Origin of the sequence: Pseudomonas sp. SIMBA_067, assembly GCF_046534675.1 — a bacterium.
Lineage (GTDB): Bacteria > Pseudomonadota > Gammaproteobacteria > Pseudomonadales > Pseudomonadaceae > Aquipseudomonas > Aquipseudomonas putida.
In genome coordinates, this window is the sequence record NZ_JAWRYH010000012.1 from 165,425 (window position 1) to 182,736 (window position 17,312).

The 17,312-nt window shown below is 63.5% G+C and carries 19 protein-coding genes; 3 read left to right on the forward strand and 16 right to left on the reverse strand.

From position 1 onward, the window contains the following. Positions 1-94: 94 nt before the first annotated feature. From SB765_RS23410 to ccoN (SB765_RS23470), 13 genes are all read right to left on the reverse strand, one after another. Positions 95-778 (reverse strand): sulfite exporter TauE/SafE family protein, encoded by a 684-nt coding sequence (locus SB765_RS23410; RefSeq protein WP_410932009.1) that lies wholly within the window; start codon positions 776-778, stop codon positions 95-97. Next, positions 771-986, reverse strand: coding sequence for a cbb3-type cytochrome oxidase assembly protein CcoS (ccoS, locus tag SB765_RS23415; RefSeq protein ID WP_016498640.1), 216 nt, complete (start codon positions 984-986; stop codon positions 771-773). The genes SB765_RS23410 and ccoS overlap by 8 nt, the downstream gene beginning before the upstream one ends. Then, positions 965-3,439: a heavy metal translocating P-type ATPase gene (locus SB765_RS23420; protein WP_341796376.1), complete on the reverse strand. Its 2,475-nt coding sequence runs from the start codon at positions 3,437-3,439 to the stop codon at positions 965-967. Before SB765_RS23420 ends, ccoS begins: the two co-directional genes overlap by 22 nt. Before the next feature lie 139 nt (positions 3,440-3,578). Beyond that, positions 3,579-4,109 (reverse strand): FixH family protein, encoded by a 531-nt coding sequence (locus SB765_RS23425; RefSeq protein ID WP_410932010.1) that lies wholly within the window; start codon positions 4,107-4,109, stop codon positions 3,579-3,581. Between the two features lie 15 nt (positions 4,110-4,124). After that, on the reverse strand, positions 4,125-5,540 hold the full coding sequence (gene ccoG, locus SB765_RS23430; RefSeq protein WP_063423132.1) for a cytochrome c oxidase accessory protein CcoG: 1,416 nt from the start codon (positions 5,538-5,540) through the stop codon (positions 4,125-4,127). 308 nt (positions 5,541-5,848) lie between these two features. Beyond that, positions 5,849-6,829 carry a cytochrome-c oxidase, cbb3-type subunit III gene (gene ccoP, locus SB765_RS23435; RefSeq protein WP_016498644.1) on the reverse strand — a complete coding sequence of 327 codons (981 nt, stop codon included), beginning with the start codon at positions 6,827-6,829 and terminating at the stop codon, positions 5,849-5,851. Then, positions 6,826-7,017, reverse strand: coding sequence for a CcoQ/FixQ family Cbb3-type cytochrome c oxidase assembly chaperone (locus SB765_RS23440; RefSeq protein ID WP_024718181.1), 192 nt, complete (start codon positions 7,015-7,017; stop codon positions 6,826-6,828). Before SB765_RS23440 ends, ccoP (SB765_RS23435) begins: the two co-directional genes overlap by 4 nt. Positions 7,018-7,022: 5 nt before the next feature. Next, positions 7,023-7,631, reverse strand: coding sequence for a cytochrome-c oxidase, cbb3-type subunit II (gene ccoO / locus SB765_RS23445; RefSeq protein WP_341796374.1), 609 nt, complete (start codon positions 7,629-7,631; stop codon positions 7,023-7,025). Further along, positions 7,631-9,073 carry a cytochrome-c oxidase, cbb3-type subunit I gene (gene ccoN, locus SB765_RS23450; protein ID WP_016498645.1) on the reverse strand — a complete coding sequence of 481 codons (1,443 nt, stop codon included), beginning with the start codon at positions 9,071-9,073 and terminating at the stop codon, positions 7,631-7,633. Before ccoN (SB765_RS23450) ends, ccoO (SB765_RS23445) begins: the two co-directional genes overlap by 1 nt. A 446-nt stretch (positions 9,074-9,519) precedes the next feature. Next, positions 9,520-10,461 carry a cytochrome-c oxidase, cbb3-type subunit III gene (gene ccoP, locus SB765_RS23455; RefSeq protein ID WP_410932011.1) on the reverse strand — a complete coding sequence of 314 codons (942 nt, stop codon included), beginning with the start codon at positions 10,459-10,461 and terminating at the stop codon, positions 9,520-9,522. Continuing rightward, complete coding sequence (locus SB765_RS23460; RefSeq protein WP_016498647.1) at positions 10,458-10,661, reverse strand: cbb3-type cytochrome oxidase subunit 3; 204 nt, start codon at positions 10,659-10,661, stop codon at positions 10,458-10,460. The genes ccoP (SB765_RS23455) and SB765_RS23460 overlap by 4 nt, the downstream gene beginning before the upstream one ends. Positions 10,662-10,666: 5 nt before the next feature. After that, entirely contained in the window at positions 10,667-11,275 is a 609-nt protein-coding gene (ccoO, locus tag SB765_RS23465; RefSeq protein WP_016498648.1) for a cytochrome-c oxidase, cbb3-type subunit II, read from the reverse strand. Between the two features lie 13 nt (positions 11,276-11,288). Beyond that, positions 11,289-12,713 (reverse strand): cytochrome-c oxidase, cbb3-type subunit I, encoded by a 1,425-nt coding sequence (ccoN, locus tag SB765_RS23470; protein ID WP_016498649.1) that lies wholly within the window; start codon positions 12,711-12,713, stop codon positions 11,289-11,291. 50 nt (positions 12,714-12,763) lie between these two features. On the opposite strand from ccoN (SB765_RS23470), the gene SB765_RS23475 reads away from it, so the two are divergent. Then, positions 12,764-13,459 (forward strand): alpha/beta family hydrolase, encoded by a 696-nt coding sequence (locus tag SB765_RS23475; RefSeq protein WP_410932012.1) that lies wholly within the window; start codon positions 12,764-12,766, stop codon positions 13,457-13,459. A 142-nt stretch (positions 13,460-13,601) separates the two neighbouring features. Here SB765_RS23475 and SB765_RS23480 read toward each other — a convergent pair whose 3' ends face one another. Both SB765_RS23480 and SB765_RS23485 read right to left on the reverse strand, forming a co-directional pair. Beyond that, positions 13,602-13,886 (reverse strand): pyrimidine/purine nucleoside phosphorylase, encoded by a 285-nt coding sequence (locus SB765_RS23480; RefSeq protein WP_016498651.1) that lies wholly within the window; start codon positions 13,884-13,886, stop codon positions 13,602-13,604. A 73-nt stretch (positions 13,887-13,959) separates the two neighbouring features. Further along, complete coding sequence (locus tag SB765_RS23485) at positions 13,960-14,511, reverse strand: exonuclease domain-containing protein (RefSeq protein ID WP_341796371.1); 552 nt, start codon at positions 14,509-14,511, stop codon at positions 13,960-13,962. A 171-nt stretch (positions 14,512-14,682) separates the two neighbouring features. On the opposite strand from SB765_RS23485, the gene SB765_RS23490 reads away from it, so the two are divergent. Both SB765_RS23490 and SB765_RS23495 read left to right on the forward strand, forming a co-directional pair. Continuing rightward, positions 14,683-15,483: a substrate-binding periplasmic protein gene (locus tag SB765_RS23490; protein WP_410932013.1), complete on the forward strand. Its 801-nt coding sequence runs from the start codon at positions 14,683-14,685 to the stop codon at positions 15,481-15,483. Between the two features lie 63 nt (positions 15,484-15,546). Further along, a complete protein-coding gene (locus SB765_RS23495) occupies positions 15,547-16,560 on the forward strand; it encodes a GNAT family N-acetyltransferase (protein ID WP_410932014.1) in 1,014 nt (337 codons plus the stop codon). Between the two features lie 166 nt (positions 16,561-16,726). On the opposite strand, the gene SB765_RS23500 is transcribed toward SB765_RS23495, so the two are convergent. Next, the gene (locus SB765_RS23500; protein ID WP_341796368.1) at positions 16,727-17,257 is read right to left on the reverse strand and encodes an RNA polymerase factor sigma-70; all 531 of its coding nucleotides are present in this window, start codon (positions 17,255-17,257) and stop codon (positions 16,727-16,729) included. Positions 17,258-17,312 lie beyond the last annotated feature (55 nt).

Sequence of the window (17,312 nt, forward strand, 5' to 3'; positions counted from 1 at the left end):
CCGGAAAGAGCAGCAGTGTTCCGAAGTCTATGGCTGTCTGTAGGGATGGGTGTTGATTTGCATCAAGGGCATTGGGGCCGCAGAGAGGCCCCCGTCAATGCCCCATCAACCAGTGCTGGTGTGGGCCCGGCAGGGTCCAGATACCGAATAGCATCACCAGCACACCGCCCGCCACCCGCACGCTCCGTCGCCGCAACAGGGCGTTTACCCGTTCGGCCGCCAGCCCGGTGGCCAGCAGCACCGGCCAGGTTCCAAGCCCGAACGCCAGCATCAACGCCGCGCTGTACCCGGCGTTGCCTTGGCTGGCTGCCCACAGCAGGGTGCTGTACACCAACCCGCAGGGCAGCCAGCCCCACAGGGCGCCCAGCAGCAATGCCCGGGGCAGGCTGGACACCGGCAGCAAGCGCGACGCCAGCGGCTGGATATGCCGCCACAGCCCGCGCCCCAAGGCTTCGATACGGGTCAGGCCGCTCCACCAGCCGGCCAGGTACAGCCCCATGGCGATCAACAGCAGCGCAGCCACCACCCGCAGCGCCAATGCTGCCGGGCTGCTGGCCACGGCCCAGCCGGCCAGGCCCAGCAACAGGCCGGCGCTGGCATAACTGAGAATGCGCCCAAGGTTGTACGCCAGCAGCAGGCGCAAGCGCCGGCCACGCTGCTCTGGCGGGATGGCCAGGGTCAGCGCGCCCATCAGGCCGCCGCACATGCCCAGGCAGTGGCCGCCGCCAAGCAGGCCAAGGACCAGTGCCGAGCCAAGCAGGGGAAGCAGATCAGGCACGGGGTGGTGGTTCCTTGTCGGCGTCGGCCGGGGTGTCGTCAGGCTTCACCGCAGCCTGGTGGCGCGGGTCCTGGTCGTCGAACAGAATGCTGTGGGCGGGGCCTTCGAGGTCGTCGTACTGGCCGCTGTCCACCGCCCAGAAGAAGATATACACGGCCACGCCGACCAGCAGCAGGGCTGCGGGGATCATGACATAGAGGGCGGGCATGGCGACTTCCTCCCGGGCAGGGGTGCTTCGGTTTTCGGCAGGCTCGATGCCATCGGCATGCGGGTAAGGCGCAGGGCATTGAGCACCACGATCAGCGAGCTGACCGACATGCCGATGGCGGCCCACACCGGGGTGATCCAGCCGAGCGCGGCAAACGGCAACATCAGGCCATTATACAGGGTGGCCCACAGCAGGTTCTCGAGGATGTTGCGGCGGGTGCGGCGGGCCAGGTCGAAGGCCTGCACCAGGGCTGGCAGGCGGTTGGACAGCAGCACGGCGTCGGCGCTGGTCTTGGCAAGGTCGGTGGCGCTGCCCATGGCGATGCTGATGTCGGCGGCGGCCAGCACAGGCACGTCGTTGACCCCGTCGCCGAGCATCAGCACCTTGCGCCCGGCCGCCTGTAGCGCCTTCAGCCGGTCCAGCTTGTCGTCCGGGCGCAGGCCACCAATGGCCTGGTCGATGCCCAGTTGCGCGGCCACTTCGGCGACCATCGGCGAACTGTCGCCCGACAGCAGCAGCGTGCGCCAGCCTCGCGCCTTGCAGGCGGCGAGCAGGGCCGGGGCGTCCTCGCGCAGGCGGTCGTCCAGGCCAAACCAGGCCAGCGGCCCCTGGCGGTCACCCAGTAGCAGCCACTGGCCGCGGGGCTCCGGCACGCCGGGGATCTCCGCACCGCTCAGGGCGCAGACGAAGGTGGCCTGGCCGATACGCAGGCGTTGGCCGTCGACCAGTCCTTCCAGGCCCAGGCCTGGCACGGTCTGTACATCGTCGGCGGGTATCGCGTTACGGCCGAATGCGCGGGCGATGGGGTGTTCGGAGCGGTTTTCCAGGGCGGCGGCCAGGGCCAGGCAGCGGTCAGCGGGTACGCTGCCGAGCGGGCGGATGCTGCGCAAAGTCAGGCGGCCTTCGGTCAGTGTGCCGGTTTTGTCGAAGATTACCGTGTCGATCTGGTTAAGGCCTTCGAGGACATGGCCGCGGGTTATCAGCAGGCCTAGCTTGTGCAGGGTGCCGGTGGCGGCAGTCAGTGCCGTAGGCGTGGCCAGGGACAGCGCGCAGGGGCAGGTGGCTACCAGCATGGCCAGCACGATCCAGAACGCCCGTGCAGGGTCCAGGTACCACCACCACAGGCCGATGGCCATGGCAGCCACCAGCGAGAACAGCAGAAACCACTGCGAGGCCCGGTCGGCGATTTCGGCCAGGCGCGGTTTTTCGGTCTGGGCGCGTTCCAGCAGGCGGACGATGGCCGAGAGCCTGGAATCGTGGCCGAGGGCTTCGACTTCCACGTTCAGGGTGCTTTCGACATTCAGCGTACCGCCGGTGACCCGCTCGCCCACGCGGCGCGGTTGCGGCAGGTATTCGCCGGTCAGCAGCGACTCGTCGATGCTGGAGCGGCCTTCGACGATGCGCCCGTCGGCGGGGATAACCGCGCCGGGCAGCACCTGCACCGTGTCACCGCAGTGCAGCTCGCTGAGCAGAATGCGCTCGCTGCGGCCAAGGGCGTCCAGGCGCAGGCACGAGGCCGGCAGCAGGTTGACCAGCTGCGCGGTGGCCGCAGCCGTGCGTTCGCGGGCACGGCGCTCCAGGTAGCGGCCGGTAAGCAGGAACAGGGCGAACATGCCCACGGTGTCGAAATACAGCTCACCGCTGCCGGTGATCGCGGTCCAGATGCCGGCGCCGAAAGCCAGGGCGATGGCCAGTGACACCGAAACGTCCATGGTCAGGTGGCGTGTGCGCAGGTCGCGTGCTGCGCCTTTGAAGAACGGCGCGCAGCTGTAGAATACGATGGGGATGGTCAGGAACAGGGCCACCCAGCGCAGGATGGTGTGCAGTTCCGGTGACAGGTCGATGTTGAATTCCGGCCAGGTGGCCATGGTCGCCATCATTGCCTGGAACCACAGCAGCCCGGCCACGCCGAGGCGGCGCAAAGCGCTACGGTTCTCTTGGGCCAGTTGCTCGGCGGCCTTGTCGGGCTGGTAGGGGTGGGCGGCGTAACCGATCTGGCGCAACTCGGCGAGCAGGTGTGACAGCGGCAGTTGCTTGTCGTCCCAGCTCAGCAGCAGGCGGTGGTTGGACAGGTTAAGGCGCGCCTCGGCGACGCCGGGCAGGTTGCGCAGGTGCTTCTCGATCAGCCAGCCGCAGGCGGCGCAGCTGATGCCTTCGACCAGCAGGGTAGTTTCGGCCAGCTCGCCCTGGTGGCGGACGAAGGTTTGCTGCACATCGCTGCGGTCGTACAGGGCCAGTTCGTCTTGCAACTGCCTGGGCAGGGCCTCGGGGTTGGCGCTGTTGTCACTGCGGTGCTGGTAGTAGTGCTCCAGGCCACCGGCGACGATCGACTCTGCCACCGCCTGGCAGCCGGGGCAGCAGAACTGCCGCGGCTGGCCGAGGACCACGGCGGTGAAGCGGCTGCCGGCGGGAACGGGCAGGGCGCAGTGGTAGCAGGGGGTGGGCTGGGTCATAAGGTAAGCACGACTGCTCAAGCAGAGATGAAACCCTGTGGGAGCGGGCGTGCCCGCGAAAGCGTCAGGCCTGAAAACACCTTTGCCTGAGCTACCGCATTCGCGGGCATGCCCGCTCCCACAGGGATTTGCGATGTTGCTACCGTTGGTGCTCGGCACCTTGCAGGGCTTCGTCACCCAGCTGCAAGGTCACACCATGCTCCACTTTTTCCTCTTCGAACAAGCGCCACACCTGGCCACCTTCACTGCCCAGCAGCTCGACAAAGCGGCGCCCGTCGACCTTGTCCTCCAGCTGCCCCACATAGCGCCCCGCGTCGACCCTGGTGAGCAGTACCTTGCGGTCCTTCTCCGGCTGGGTGGGCGAAATCAGGTTCAGCTCCAGGTTTTGCGGGCCACTGCTGCCAGTAAGGCGCAGGTCCACTTCGCCGGTCAACTCGTCCAGGTGCACGGCGGCCTTCAGGCTCAGTTGCTGCGCCAGCAGTTCGCGGTCCAGCGAGCGGTTGATGCCTTTGCCGGCCTCGTAGTAGTTGTCGTTCACCAGGTTGTCCGGGTTGCGCACGGCAATGCTGACCATTGTCAGGCTCAGGCACACCGAGGTGGTGAGGATGCCGATGATGATCCAGGGCCAGAGGTGCTTGTACCAAGGGCTGGCAGCGGTGGCGGCAGGCATTGTGCGTTATCTCTCTCAGCGGATCTGTGGGCCGATGAAGCGGCTCTTGGCTTCAACCTGGGCGTCGCTGTCGTCGGCGCTTTTGAGGGTGAAGGTGATTTCGTTGGTGGTCGATGGCAGTTTCTCAGGCGCGACCGACAGCTGCACCGGCAGGCTGACGATATCACCGGCAGCCACGCGGATCTCGCGCTGGCCTTCAAGCTTGAGGTCCGGCAGGCCGGCAGCGTCCAGTACGTAGACGTGGTCGCGCTGGTCCTTGTTCATCACTTTCAGGCTGTACACGTTTTCGATCCGGCCCTGGGCGTTCTCGCGGTACAGCACGCGGTCTTTGCTCACGTCGAAGCCAACCAGCGAGCGGGTGGCGAAGGCAGTCGCAAGGCCAATGATCATAACCAGCAGCACTGCGGCATAGCCGATCAGGCGTGGGCGCAGCATGTGGGTTTTCTGCCCGGACAGGTTGTGTTCGGTGGTGTAGCTGATCAGCCCCTTGGGGTAGTTCATCTTGTCCATGATGCTGTCGCAGGCATCGATGCAAGCGGCGCAACCGATGCACTCGATCTGCAGGCCGTCACGGATGTCGATGCCGGTGGGGCAGACTTGAACGCACATTGTGCAGTCGATGCAGTCGCCAAGGCCTTGGGCCTTGTAGTCGGTGTCTTTTTTACGTGGCCCGCGGGTTTCGCCACGGCGCGGGTCGTAGGACACGATCAGCGTGTCCTTGTCGAACATCACGCTCTGGAAGCGTGCATAGGGGCACATGTACACGCACACCTGCTCGCGCAGCCAGCCGGCGTTGCCGTAGGTGGCGAGGGTGAAGAAGCCGACCCAGAAGTAGGCCCAGCCATCGGCCTGGCCTGTGAAGAATTCGATGACCAGCTCGCGGATGGGCGAGAAATAGCCGACAAAGGTCATGCCGGTGACAAAACCGATCAGCAGCCACAGGCTGTGCTTGGCAAACTTGCGCAGGAACTTGTTGCCGCTCATGGGGGCTTTGTCGAGCTTCATGCGCTGGTTGCGGTCGCCTTCGGTGACCTTTTCGCACCACATGAAAATCCACGTCCACACGCTTTGCGGGCAGGTGTAGCCGCACCATACGCGGCCTGCGTACACGGTGACGAAGAACAGGCCGAAGGCGGCGACGATCAGGATGCCCGACAGCAGGATGAAGTCCTGCGGCCAGATGGTGGCGCCGAAGATGTAGAACTTGCGCTCGGGCAGGTTCCACCATACGGCCTGGTGGCCGCCCCAGTTCAGCCACACGGTGCCGAAGTACAGCAAAAACAGCACCGCACCGCCGACCATGCGCAGGCGACGGAACAGGCCGGTGAAGGCGCGGGTGTAGATTTTTTCCCGGGAGGCGTAGAGGTCGACGGAATCCTTCCCTTTGCTGGCAGGCGGGGTCACATCATGTACCGGAATTTGCTTGCTCATCATCAAGTCCCACGGCAGTGGAGAAACGCCGCGGCCAGTGCGTGCCGGCCGCAGTCTCGCGCAATCTGCTAGCGCTCTGCGGTCCATGATACGCCGCTGATGGCGGTATGGGGCCGCACTGCGACCTTTAGTCGCGTTGGGTTCGTGGTATGAATCGTGTTATGGCGGGTGTCAATTGATCCAGGTCATCCTGGGTGGCATTTGCCGGCCCTTTCGCGGGGCAAGCCCGCTCCCACAAGTAACCCATTGTTCCGGATTCGGTGGTGTACCTGTGGGAGCGGGCTTGCCCGCGAAGAGGCCAGGCCTGCTTACTCAGCCTTGGCCTGCGCCTGGTCCCGTTGCGACAGGCTGTAAACATAAGCCGCCAGCAAGTGCACTTTGTCATTACCCTGCAGCTGTTCTTGCGCCGGCATCTGCCCTTGGCGACCATAGCGAATGGTCTGCTGCAGCTGGGCAAAGCTCGAACCGTAGATGAACGCCTGTGGGTGGGTCAGGTTCGGTGCACCCATGGCTGGGGTTCCTTTGCCTTCTGGCCCGTGGCAGGCCACGCAGTTGGCGGCGAAGATCTTCTGGCCGTTCTCGGCGTCGGCCTTCGCGCCCTCAGGCAGGGTGCGGCCATCGAGCTTGCTGACTACGAAGGCAGCCACGTCGGCCACGCCCTGATCACCGATTACTTCGGCCCAGGCTGGCATCACGCCGTGGCGGCCGCCCATGATGGTGGTCTTGATGGTTTCCGGCTCGCCGCCCCAGCGCCAGTCGTTGTCGGTCAGGTTGGGGAAGCCGAAGGCGCCCTTGGCGTCGGAACCGTGGCATACCGAGCAGTTGGAAGCGAACAGCCGCGCGCCCATTTTCAGTGCCTGCGGGTCCTTGGCAACCTCTTCGATGGGCATGGCGGCGAACTTGGCGAAGATCGGCCCGAAGCGGGCGTCGGCCTTGGCCATTTCCTTTTCCCACTCGTGCACGCCGGTCCAGCCCGGCTGGCCGTTGGAAAACTCGGTCTGCTTGTCGTTATCCAGGTACGAGTAGCCCGGCAGGATGCCTTTCCAGTTGCCCAGGCCCGGGTACAGCACCAGGTAGCCGAGGGCAAAGATGATGGTGCCGACGAACAGCCAGAACCACCATTTTGGCAGCGGGTTGTCATATTCCTCGATGCCATCGAAGGCATGCCCGACGGTTTCGTCGGTGACCTCTTCGCGCTGGCCCTTGCGGGTCGACAGCAACAGCCAGGTCAACGAGAAGATGGTGCCCAGGGTCAGGACGGTAACGTACAGACTCCAGAAGGTTGTCATTGTTTTTTGCTCCCAGAAGCTTTTGCTTGCTCGACGTGCCGGGTGGCCTCGGGGTCATCCGCGAAGGGCAGTTGGGTCGCTTCGTCGAAGTCCTTTTTACGCCGTGGGTTGAACACCCACAGCGCCAGGCCCACGAAGGCCACCATCACCACGACGGTGCCCAGGCCGCGAATCATCCCGATATCCATCAGCGTCACCGTTTGCTCTTGATGATGGTGCCAAGACCTTGCAGGTACGCGACGATGGCGTCCATTTCGGTCTTGCCCTTGACCGCGTCACTCGCGCCGGCAATGTCGGCATCGGTGTACGGGGTACCGAGTGTGCGCAGCACCTCCAGCTTCTTCGCGGTGTCCTTGCCATCGAGCTTGTTCTCGACCAGCCACGGGTAGGACGGCATCTTCGATTCCGGCACCACGTTGCGCGGGTTGTAGAGGTGCGCGCGGTGCCAGTCGTCCGAGTAGCGGCCGCCAACACGGGCCAGGTCCGGCCCCGTACGCTTGGAGCCCCACAGGAACGGGTGGTCCCACACGCTCTCACCGGCCACCGAGTAGTGGCCGTAGCGCTCGGTTTCGGCGCGGAACGGGCGGATCATCTGCGAATGGCAGCCTACGCAGCCCTCGCGGATGTAGATATCACGGCCTTCCACCTCCAACGCGGTGCGCGGCTTCATGCCTTCGACCGGCTTGTTGGTGACGTCCTGGAAAAACAGCGGGACGATCTGGGTCAGGCCACCGACGCTGACGGCGATGACCATGAAGAAGGCCAGCAGGCCTATGTTCTTCTCGACGGCTTCATGCTTCATCAGTGCGCTCCCACAACGACGATCTTGGCGGCTTCCTCAGCCTGTGCCGGGTTGGCGGCACGTACGGTACGGAACACGTTGTAGGCCATCAGCAGCATGCCGCTGGCGAAGAACGCACCGCCCAGGGCGCGGACGATATAGCCAGGGTGGCTGGCCTGCAGGGCTTCGACGAAGGAGTAGGTGAGGGTGCCGTCATCGTTGATGGCGCGCCACATCAGGCCTTGGGTGATGCCGTTGACCCACATCGAGGCGATGTACAGCACGGTGCCGATGGTGGCCAGCCAGAAGTGCGCGTTGATCAGGCCGATGCTGTGCATCTGCTCGCGTCCGTAGAGTTTCGGGATCATGTGGTACACGGCGCCGATCGAGATCATTGCCACCCAGCCGAGCGCGCCGGCGTGGACGTGGCCGATGGTCCAGTCGGTGTAGTGCGACAGGGAGTTCACGGTCTTGATGGCCATCATCGGGCCTTCGAAGGTGGACATGCCGTAGAACGCCAGCGAAACGACCAAGAAGCGCAGGATCGGGTCGGTGCGCAGTTTGTGCCAGGCACCGGACAGGGTCATCATGCCGTTGATCATGCCGCCCCAGCTGGGTGCCAGCAGGATGATCGACATCACCATGCCCAGCGACTGCGCCCAGTCGGGCAGTGCGGTGTAGTGCAGGTGGTGCGGGCCAGCCCAGATATACAGGGTGATCAGCGCCCAGAAGTGCACGATGGACAGGCGATACGAGTAGATCGGCCGCTCGGCCTGCTTGGGCACGAAGTAGTACATCATCCCCAGAAAGCCGGTGGTGAGGAAGAAGCCCACGGCGTTGTGGCCATACCACCACTGGATCATCGCGTCGGTGGCGCCAGCGTAGGCCGAGTACGACTTGAACAGGCTCACCGGCAGCGAGATGTGGTTGACGATGTGCAGCATCGCGGTGACCACGATGAAGGCGCCGTAGAACCAGTTGCCGACATAAATGTGCTTGGTCTTGCGCTTGACGATGGTGCCGAAGAACACCAGCCCATAGGTGACCCAGACGATGGCCAGCAGGATCGCCAGCGGCCATTCGAGCTCGGCGTATTCCTTGGTGGTGGTGTAGCCCATCGGCAGGGTGATCAGCGCGCCGAGGATCACCGCCTGCCAACCCCAGAAGGTGAAGGCGGCCATGCTGTCGGAGATCAGCCGGGTCTGGCAGGTGCGCTGCACCACGTAGTAGCTGGTGCCGAACAGCGCACAGCCCCCGAAGGCGAAGATCACCAGGTTGGTGTGCAGCGGGCGCAGGCGGCCGAAGCTGGTCCAGGGCAGGTCCAGGTTCAGTTGCGGCCATACCAGCTGCGAGGCGATGAAGACGCCGAGGCCCATGCCAAGGATCCCCCAGACCACCGTCATGATGGCGAACTGGCGGACGACCTTATAGTTATAAGCAGTCGGACTGATTGCTGTGCTCATTCTAAGGTTCCACGGTTTTAATGTTCTTGTTGGTCGAAAAATCGGCGCCAGTATTGATAACCAGCAAGGCTACTGCAACGCAACTTTGGTACGCCGACCCGTGTCCGGGCCCGTTCACTGATGTCCCGCAGTGATCGGGTCTGGACGATTGTACACAAATAAATATTTGTAATGTGTACCGTTTTTCACCTTTTTCTGATCGATCGGTCAAGCTTTTTTTGGGGCGGCGACAGGCTATGCGCCGCGTCTGCTTCAGTCCTTTCGGAGCGAAGCCCACTGAGGCAACAAGCTTAGTTGTGTTCGGAGGGGGTGCAAGGAGGGGGTAGAGCGGGGAGAGGGGCTGCTTTGCAGCCCATTCGCAGCACAAGGCTGCTCCTACAGTTGTTACGCGATCCCTGTAGGAGCAGCCTTGTGCTGCGAATGGGCCGCAAAGCGGCCCCGGGGTACTACTTGGAGGTCACCGTTTCAGCAGCGCTATCTTGCGACAGGCTATACACGTAAGCCGCCAGCAGGTGCACCTTGTCGTTGCCCTGGATATCGGCCTGCGCCGGCATCTGCCCCTGGCGACCATAACGAATGGTCTGCTGCAGCTGGGCAAAGCTCGAGCCATAGATGAACGCCTGCGGATGGGTCAGGTCGGGTGCGCCCATGGCGGGAGTGCCCTTGCCTTCAGGCCCGTGGCAGGCCACGCAGTTGGCAGCGAAGATCTCCTTGCCCTTGATCACGTCGGCCTTGCTCCCTTCAGGCAGGCTGCGGCCGTCAAGGTTGGTCAGCACGAATGCGGCCACATCGGCCACGCCCTGATCACCGATCACCTCGGCCCAAGCTGGCATCACGCCATGACGGCCATTCATGATCGAAGCCTTGATGGTTTCTGCTTCGCCGCCCCAGCGCCAATCCTTGTCGGTGAGGTTGGGGAAACCGAAGGCACCCTTGGCGTCCGAGCCGTGGCACACCGAGCAGTTGGAGGCAAACAGGCGGCCGCCCATTTTCAGCGCCTGCGGGTCCTTGGCCACTTCTTCCACGGGCATGGCGGCGTACTTGGCGAAGATCGGGCCGAACCTGGCGTCAGCCTTGTCCATTTCCTTTTGCCATTCGTTGACGCCGGTCCAGCCATTTTCATAACCCGGCAGGATGCCTTTCCAGTTGCCCAGGCCCGGGTAGAGGATGAGATAGCCGACCGAGAACACCAGGGTGCCGACGAACAGCCAGAACCACCACTTGGGCAGCGGGTTGTCGTACTCCTCGATGCCGTCAAAGCTGTGGCCCATGGTCTGGTCGGTGGTGTTCTTGCTCTCGCCCTTGCGGGTGGCGAGCAGCAGCCAGGTCAGGCCGATCAGGCTACCGATGGTCAGTACGCTGATGTACGTACTCCAGAAGGTGGTCATTGCCCGTTACTCCTTGCAGCAGTCGTGGCAGCAGGTTCCTGCCCGCTAGTGGGCAGGTGGTCGTCGACGAAGGGCAGCAGGCGCGCTTCGGCGAAATCACGGTCGCGGCGGCGGTTGAATACCCACAGGGAGAGGCCGATGAAGGCGATCATCACCACCAGGGTGCCCAGGCCGCGGATCATGCCGATGTCCATTTCCATCGCACTCACCTCTTGTTCTTGATCGCGGTGCCGAGCACCTGCAGGTAGGCGACCAGTGCATCCATCTCGGTCTTGCCCTTGACCGCGTCGCGGGCGCCGGCAATGTCGTCGTCGGAATACGGCACGCCCAAGGTGCGCAAGGTGCGCATCTTGACGTCGGTGTGGCTGTTGTCGACCTGCTGGGCGACCAGCCACGGGTACGACGGCATCTTCGACTCCGGCACCACGTTGCGCGGGTTGTACAGGTGCGCGCGGTGCCAGTCGTCCGAGTAGCGGCCGCCAACACGGGCCAGGTCCGGCCCGGTGCGCTTGGAGCCCCACAGGAACGGGTGGTCCCACACGCTCTCGCCGGCCACCGAGTAGTGGCCGTAGCGCTCGGTTTCGGCGCGGAACGGGCGGATCATCTGCGAGTGGCAGCCCACGCAGCCTTCGCGGATGTAGATATCGCGGCCTTCCAGTTGCAGTGCGGTGTAGGGTTTCATGCCTTCCACCGGCTTGTTGGTGACGTCCTGGAAGAACAGCGGGACGATCTGGGTCAGGCCGCCGATACTGACGGCGAACACCATCAGCAGGGCCATCAGGCCGACGTTTTTCTCGATGACTTCATGTTTCATCAGGCGTTTCTCCTCAAGCCAACTGGGCGTTCGCAGGGGCGACGTCAAGCGCTGGCGAACGCACGGTGCGCCAGGTGTTCCAGGCCATCAGGAACATGCCGCTGAGGAAGATCGCGCCGCCGACGAAGCGCACGACAAAGCCTGGGTGGCTGGCTACCAGGGTTTCCACGAACGAATAGGTGAGCGTGCCGTCGCTGTTGACTGCGCGCCACATCAGGCCCTGGGCGATGCCGTTGACCCACATCGAGGCGATGTACAGCACGGTGCCGATGGTGGCCAGCCAGAAGTGCGCGTTGATCAGGCCAAGGCTGTACATGCGTTCCTTGCCGAACACTTTCGGGATGGTGTGGTACAGCGCACCGATCGAGATCATTGCCACCCAGCCGAGGGCGCCGGCATGCACGTGGCCGATGGTCCAGTCGGTGTAGTGGGACAAGGCGTTGACCGTCTTGATGGCCATCATCGGCCCTTCGAAGGTGGACATGCCGTAGAACGCCAGCGATACCACCAAAAAGCGCAGGATCGGGTCGCTGCGCAGTTTGTGCCAGGCGCCCGACAGGGTCATCATGCCGTTGATCATGCCGCCCCAGCTCGGTGCCAGCAGGATCAGCGACATCACCATGCCCAGCGACTGCGCCCAGTCGGGCAGTGCGGTGTAGTGCAGGTGGTGCGGGCCGGCCCAGATGTACAGGGTGATCAGCGCCCAGAAGTGCACGATCGACAGGCGATAGGAATACACCGGGCGTTCGGCCTGCTTGGGCACGTAGTAGTACATCATCCCCAGGAAGCCCGCAGTCAGGAAGAAGCCTACTGCGTTGTGGCCGTACCACCACTGCACCATGGCATCGGTGGCGCCAGCGTACACCGAGTACGACTTGGTCAGGCTGACCGGCAGCTCCAGGTTGTTGACGATGTGCAGTAACGCCACGGTGAGGATGAAGGCACCGAAGAACCAGTTACCCACGTAGATGTGCTTGGTGTTGCGCTTCATCAGCGTGCCGAAGAACACGATGGCGTAGCCCACCCAGACGATGGTGATCAGGATGTCGATCGGCCATTCCAGTTCGGCGTATTCCTTGGAGCTGGTGTAGCCCAGTGGCAGGCTGATGGCCGCCAGCAGGATCACCAGTTGCCAGCCCCAGAAGGTGAACGCGGCCAGGCGCGGTGCAAACAGGGTGGTCTGGCAGGTGCGTTGCACCGAATAATAGGAGGTGGCGAACAGCGCGCAGCCGCCGAAAGCGAAGATCACCGCATTGGTATGCAGGGGGCGCAGGCGGCCGAAGCTGGTCCAGGGGAGGTCGAAGTTGAGGGAAGGCCAGGCGAGCTGGGCGGCGATGAAGACGCCGAGCCCCATCCCGACGATTCCCCACACCACCGTCATGATGGCGAATTGGCGGACCACCTTGTAGTTATAGGCGGTACTGCTGGTTGTGTTCATGTATGGGTTCCCATCCACGGTTATTTGGCAGGCTTTACAGCGAGGCAAGCATGATTAATGGGCAAAGTGCCGGTATTGACGGGGATCAATGGGCGAAGGTCGGAAATGTCCCAGGCTTGCGCTGCGATCCTCCACAGGCTCAGGGCAAGGACGGCTACAAGGGCTGCCTGATCCTGGCCCACGGCGCAGGTGCGCCGATGGACAGCGGGTTCATGGACGAAATGGCGCAAAGGCTTGCGGCGCTTGGGGTGGCGGTAGTGCGCTTCGAGTTCCCGTACATGGCCGAGCGCAGGGTTACCGGCGGCAAACGGCCGCCGAACCCGCAGAAGGTGCTGCTGGAATGCTGGCGCGAGGTGTACCGGCAGGTGCGACCTTTGGTCGCGGGCAGGCTGGCCGTGGGTGGCAAGTCCATGGGCGGGCGCATGGCGAGCCTGTTGGCCGACGAACTGGGCGCGGATGCGCTGGTGTGCCTGGGCTATCCGTTCTATGCGGTGGGTAAACCCGAGAAGCCACGTGTGGAGCACCTGGCCGGGCTGAAAACCCCGACATTGATCGTGCAGGGCGAACGGGATGCGCTGGGTAACCGCGAGGCGGTGGCGGGGTATGCGTTGTCGCCGGCAATCGAAGTGAGCTGGCTAGTGGCGGGGGACCATGACCTGAAGCCGTTGAAGGCCTCGGGGTTCAGCCATGAGCAGCATATGCAGTCGGCGGCGCAGCGTGTGGCCAGTTTCTTGGCAGGCATATGACGTGTAGGAGCGGCCTTGTGCCGCGAAAGGGCTGCGAAGCGGCCCCAGGTTTTCAGCTTCGCAGCGTGAAATGCGGAGGCCGCTGTGCGGCCCTTTCGCGGCACAAGGCCGCTCCTACATCGAGCGTGCCAATAGCGAACAGTTAGTCGCGGTACTCGCACAGGTAAGCGGTATCCACCTTCACCTGCAGCTGGAACTTGCTGTTGGCGGCAACATTGAACTTGTCGCCCGCATTGAAGGTTTCCCAGTTGTCGCTGCCTGGCAGCTTCACGGTCAGCGCGCCCGATACCACGTGCATGATCTCGCGCTTGGCAGTGCCGAACTCGTATTCGCCCGGGGCCATGACGCCGACAGTGGCCGGGCCTTCTTCGCCCGCGAATGCGATCGACTTGACGGTGCCGTTGAAGTACTCGTTGACCTGGAACATGGGCGACTCCTGAAAAGGGGGATGAAAAAGGGCTGGCCAGTATGCCCAAGCCCACAGGCCTCGTCATCTGCTTTCAGGGGCTGTTGGCGGGCAGGGTCAACGGCAATAGCCGCGCCGTGTTGCGCGCATCTTCAAGGGCCCGGTGCTGCTGCCCGCAAAAGTGCATGCCGGCCAGGTGCAGGGCACCGTTCAGGCCGGTGGGGCGCTGCAGGTGGCGGGCCTTGGCGAAGCGTTGCTTGAGGTTGATGTGCGGCAAGGTCCGTAGCAGGCTGTCGAGTCCGTGAAGCTGCCATTCCTGGTGCAGTTGCTGGCGGTCGTAGTCGCCCCAGCTGACCCAGGCCTGAATCTGCTCACGGTGGGGCCCGAGCCAGCGCTCGAAGCTTGCCCACACCTCGCGAAACGGCGCAGCGCTGTCCACATCGGCCTGGCTTATGTGCGTCAGTTCGCGGCAAAAAGGGGTCAGCTGTGGCCGCCGCCGTGGCCGCACGAAACACTGAAAGTGGTCGACCTCGCGGCCTTCGCGGGTAACCAGGCTGGCGCCGATTTCAATGACTTCCATTTCTGTTACCGGCCACCCACCCTCGTCGGTGGTGGCTTCCAGGTCGATCACCAACCAATGGCCCATACCAGGCTCCCTTGCAGATCCTGCTAGAGCGTAGCCAAACTCCGCGCATACGGCACCCCCTGGCATATTGCCGCCTGCTTTGTCACAAAGAGCGCGCACCGGCAGTTGTGCCGCTTCCGGAAAACGCCTAGCTTAAGCGGACCCAGGCATGAACCGTGATGAGCGTCCGTCTTGACTCCTGCACCCGGCCCCAAGGCCTTGCCCACCCTGATGTTGCTGGCCGTGTATTGGCTGGCGGTGCCGGCATGGGCTGCCGACGCCGTGGAGGTGAAGATTGGCGCGGCGCATTTCCCGCCCTACACGGTCCGCCCTGAACAGGGGGCCGACACCGGCCTGTTGCCGCAACTGGTCGACGCGCTCAACCGCTTGCAGCAGGGTTATCACTTCGTCCTGGTGCCCACTTCCATCCAGCGGCGTTTTGGTGACTTCCAGCAAGGCCGCACCGACATGGCGATTTTCGAGAACCCACAATGGGGCTGGGAGCAGATTGCCCACCAGACCGTCGACATGGGCCTGGAGGATGCCGAAGTGTTCGTTGCCCGCCAGGCCAATGGCAGCGACCCGCATTACTTCGACGACCTGAGTGACAAACGTTTGGCATTGTTCAACGGCTACCACTACGCGTTCGCCCGCTTCAACTCCGACCCCGACTACCTGCGCGAAGCCTACAACGCGACCCTGACCTACTCCCACGACAGCAACCTGCTGATGGTGCAGGCCGGCCGCGCCGATATCGCCCTGGTCACGCGCTCCTACCTCAGTGATTTCCTGGCGCGCAACCCGGCCAGCAAGGCGCAGCTGGTGCCTTCGCAGCGTATCGACCAGGTCTATCACCACTACGCCTTGCTGCGCCCGGGTGCCCCTATCGGCGAGCAGTCGTTTGCCGGCCTGCTGCGTGACCTGCGTGACAGCGGTGAACTGGCACGGATCTTCGAGCCCTACCGCATTACCGTCTCGGTCCCCCAAGACTAAATTCACGCACTGCGGCAACGTTCTCAACAGTGAGCCTTTTCTTCATTTTCGTGAGTCCAGCCCATGCCGTTCGATGCCGCTTCGCAGCCTCAGTCACCGCCACGCTGGCGCAGCCTCAGTGCCGAGGAGGGTGACAGCTGGCTAAGCCTCACCCTCGAAGGCCGCCCACTGATCCAGGTGCGCCTGGAGGCGGTCGCTAGCTTGCACGTCCACCTTGAGCGCGTCTGCCATGAGCGCCCCTATCAAGCCTTGTGGGCTGCCTGCTACTGGCTGCTATCCCGCGATACGGGCTGCCAGCGCCTGGTCTGGCACTTGCCCGAGGTACAGCCCCAGGCACTGGCCAGTGGCTTGCTGCTGGTGGCTGAGCAAGCTGGTCAGTACCTGTGCGAGCGGGCGCTGTTCTGGCAACTGCCACAGCCATGGCTGGGTGATGCGCTGGCCTCGGTGTACCCGCAGCAGATGCAGATCAGCAACGGCAAGCGTCACCCGCGCCGCGCGCCCAAGCCCCGTGGTGAGGTGTACCGGCGCTTCGATGCGCGCCTGGGTAGCTGGGTGTCGCTGCGCACGCTGGAGATCGAGCACGACCTGGAGCGTTTCAACCGCTGGCAGAACAACCCGCGGGTGGATGCGTTCTGGCAGGAGGGCGGCACGCTGGCGCAGCACCGCGAGTACCTGGGCAAGCTGGAGGCCGACCCGCATACCCTGACACTGATCGGCTGCTTTGATGATGAGCCGTTTGCCTACTTCGAGGCGTACTGGGCCAAGGAAGATCGCATTGCTCCGTTCTACGCGGCCGATGACTACGACCGCGGCATTCACATGCTGGTAGGGGAGGAGAACCATCGCGGGCCGCACAAGGTGGCCAGCTGGCTATCGGCGCTGGTGCACTACCTGTTCCTGGATGACCCGCGTACCCAGCGGGTGGTGGCTGAGCCACGTGCTGACAACGGCAAGATGATCGGCTACATGCACGACCAGTGCTTCCATTGCGACAAAGAGTTCGACTTCCCGCACAAGCGTGCGGCGCTGATGATTCTGGGGCGGGAACGGTTCTTCGATCGCTGCAAGCTGGCTTGAGGGTTCTGGTGGCTCCTGCAGGAGATGGTGGCCTTTTGGAGGAGCAGCCTTGTGCTGCGAAGGGGTCGGCAAGACAAGCGATATGTTGTGTCGGGGTGGGACTCTTCGCAGCACAAGGCTGCTCCTACCTCGGGCCGGGGGGGGGCTGTAGGTAGGAGCCTTGGTTTTAAACCTGCCGGTTGGCCGTCTTGCGGCAGTGCACCAGCGCATCGCGGATCATGAAGTTGACCAGTGTCGGCGACACCCCCAGCTCCTTGGCAATGTCCTTCTGCGGTACGCCATGCAGGCGGTACATCTCGAACGCATAGCGGGTACGCTGCGGCAGTTCGTTCAGCGCCTCGGCAATGTCATCCAGCGCGGCGAGGTTGATGTGGGTCGCTTCGGGCGAGGCGTTCTGGAGGACCACGTTCAGGCCTTCCTCCTCGCTGCCGGAGTACTTCAGCTCCATCGCCTGCTTACGGTAGTGGTCAATCGCCAGGTTGCGCACAATCTGGAACAGGTAGCTGAGCTGCGCCTTGAACGACGAGGTGATCTGCGGGGCGGCGTTGAGCCGAAAAAAGGCATCCTGCACCACATCTTCGGCGCGCGAGCGGCAGCCGGTGATGCGGGCGGCGATCTTGACCAGGATGCTGCGATTGTCGACGAAGGCCTGCAGTAATGGTGAATCGCACTTACTTGTGGATAGTTGTTCCGCCATGGAAATCACCTTGTCACAGAGGGGAAAGGAGGCCCCCAAGGCTGGGAAGCTTCCT

Excerpts from the sequence above, each read along its gene's own strand:
- ccoS (WP_016498640.1), bottom strand. The coding sequence starts at position 986 with ATGCCCGCCCTCTATGTCATGATCCCCGCAGCCCTGCTGCTGGTCGGC.
- SB765_RS23420 (WP_341796376.1), bottom strand. The coding sequence starts at position 3,439 with ATGACCCAGCCCACCCCCTGCTACCACTGCGCCCTGCCCGTTCCCGCC.
- SB765_RS23425 (WP_410932010.1), bottom strand. The coding sequence starts at position 4,109 with ATGCCTGCCGCCACCGCTGCCAGCCCTTGGTACAAGCACCTCTGGCCC.
- ccoG (WP_063423132.1), bottom strand. The coding sequence starts at position 5,540 with ATGAGCAAGCAAATTCCGGTACATGATGTGACCCCGCCTGCCAGCAAA.
- ccoP (WP_016498644.1), bottom strand. The coding sequence starts at position 6,829 with ATGACAACCTTCTGGAGTCTGTACGTTACCGTCCTGACCCTGGGCACC.
- SB765_RS23440 (WP_024718181.1), bottom strand. The coding sequence starts at position 7,017 with ATGGATATCGGGATGATTCGCGGCCTGGGCACCGTCGTGGTGATGGTG.
- ccoO (WP_341796374.1), bottom strand. The coding sequence starts at position 7,631 with ATGAAGCATGAAGCCGTCGAGAAGAACATAGGCCTGCTGGCCTTCTTC.
- ccoN (WP_016498645.1), bottom strand. The coding sequence starts at position 9,073 with ATGAGCACAGCAATCAGTCCGACTGCTTATAACTATAAGGTCGTCCGC.
- ccoP (WP_410932011.1), bottom strand. The coding sequence starts at position 10,461 with ATGACCACCTTCTGGAGTACGTACATCAGCGTACTGACCATCGGTAGC.
- SB765_RS23460 (WP_016498647.1), bottom strand. The coding sequence starts at position 10,661 with ATGGAAATGGACATCGGCATGATCCGCGGCCTGGGCACCCTGGTGGTG.
- ccoO (WP_016498648.1), bottom strand. The coding sequence starts at position 11,275 with ATGAAACATGAAGTCATCGAGAAAAACGTCGGCCTGATGGCCCTGCTG.
- ccoN (WP_016498649.1), bottom strand. The coding sequence starts at position 12,713 with ATGAACACAACCAGCAGTACCGCCTATAACTACAAGGTGGTCCGCCAA.
- SB765_RS23475 (WP_410932012.1), top strand. The coding sequence starts at position 12,764 with ATGATTAATGGGCAAAGTGCCGGTATTGACGGGGATCAATGGGCGAAG.
- SB765_RS23480 (WP_016498651.1), bottom strand. The coding sequence starts at position 13,886 with ATGTTCCAGGTCAACGAGTACTTCAACGGCACCGTCAAGTCGATCGCA.
- SB765_RS23485 (WP_341796371.1), bottom strand. The coding sequence starts at position 14,511 with ATGGGCCATTGGTTGGTGATCGACCTGGAAGCCACCACCGACGAGGGT.
- SB765_RS23495 (WP_410932014.1), top strand. The coding sequence starts at position 15,547 with ATGCCGTTCGATGCCGCTTCGCAGCCTCAGTCACCGCCACGCTGGCGC.
- SB765_RS23500 (WP_341796368.1), bottom strand. The coding sequence starts at position 17,257 with ATGGCGGAACAACTATCCACAAGTAAGTGCGATTCACCATTACTGCAG.